Origin of the sequence: Campylobacter sp. JMF_08 NE1 (genome assembly GCF_027737875.1) — a bacterium.
Taxonomy (GTDB): domain Bacteria; phylum Campylobacterota; class Campylobacteria; order Campylobacterales; family Campylobacteraceae; genus Campylobacter_B.
This window is the reverse complement of the sequence record NZ_JAOVUC010000019.1, coordinates 1-1207: the sequence shown is the minus strand read 5'-3', so window position 1 is coordinate 1207 and position 1207 is coordinate 1. Positions and strand designations below refer to the sequence as shown.

The following is a 1207-nucleotide window of genomic DNA, read 5'->3' as shown; positions in this document are numbered from 1 at the left end:
ATAAACGGCAAGAAAAAGTGAAGTCCCGCACCAAGCGGATCTTTATCAAATTTACCCAAATTTGCTTTGATTCCGACTTCGCCTGATTGGATTGTTACGAAAGGTTTTGCGATTATCAAAACAGCAATAATGCCGATTATGACATATAAAAGCCCTGAAAATTTGCTAAAATTCGGCAAATTTGGTGTTTTGAAATTAAATTTTCGATTTTCTCCGCCGCCGTTGCCGCCGCCGTTTGAACCGCGTTTGTTAAAATAATCATTTAAATCTGCTGGCATTAACGCTCCTTAATTTACATAAGTTAGATATTTTTCAAATTTAGGATTTTCGCCCATAACTACGGCAAAATATGCTTTTTGCAACTTGCTTGTGATTTCGCCCATTTCGCCTTTGCCTATGATTCTGCCGTCAATGTTGCTAATTGGGGTAACTTCTGCTGCCGTTCCTGTAAAAAATGCTTCATCTGCGTTGTAGCACTCATCTCTTGTAATGCGTCTTCGCTCAACTTTATAGCCCAAATCTTCGGCGATTTCGATAACTGTCGCTTGTGTGATGCTTTCTAGGCTTGTATCATTTGGCGGAGTTATGATAACGCCGTCTTTAACGATAAAAAAGCACTCACCAGGGCCCTCAGCTACAAATCCTTGCGGATCTAAAAGTAACGCTTCATCATAACCTGCTTCTGTGGCTTCAAAATTTGCCATTTGCGAGTTGAAATAGTTTGCACTTGCTTTTGCTTTTGCCATCATCGAAAACGGCGCAGGTTTCATCCACGAGCTGATTTTTACCTTTGTGCCTTTGCGAAGTGCTTCTTCGCCCATATACGCACCCCATTCCCATGCTGCTACGATGACATTTACAGGGCAGCCTTTAACCGCAACGCCCATTTTGCCGTAACCCAAAAATGCTAACGGGCGAATATAAATAGTTTCTTTAAAATCGTTTGCTTTGATAACTTCGATATGTGCTTTTTCAAGCTCTTCGGCTGTAAAAGGAATATCGATTAAGCAAGATTTTGCAGAAGCAAAAAGTCTTTTTGTGTGTTCTTTAAGTCTAAAAATCGCAGGACCTTTTTTAGTTTGATACGCTCTAACGCCTTCAAAAACCGCGTTTCCATAATGCAAAGAGTGAGTTAAAACATGCACGGTGGCGTCTTTCCAAGCGACCAATTTTCCGTCCATCCAAATAAATTTAGCTTCGTTCATAG

The 1207-nt window shown here is 40.6% G+C and carries 1 protein-coding gene and 1 pseudogene; both read right to left on the bottom strand.

The features are described from left to right. Positions 1 to 278, bottom strand: a pseudogene (locus OFN91_RS08250) (prohibitin family protein); the annotation flags it as partial. A gap of 9 nt (positions 279 to 287) precedes the next feature. After that, positions 288 to 1205 (bottom strand): branched-chain amino acid transaminase, encoded by a 918-nt coding sequence (locus OFN91_RS08245; RefSeq protein ID WP_270861407.1) that lies wholly within the window; start codon positions 1203 to 1205, stop codon positions 288 to 290. Positions 1206 to 1207: the final 2 nt, after the last annotated feature.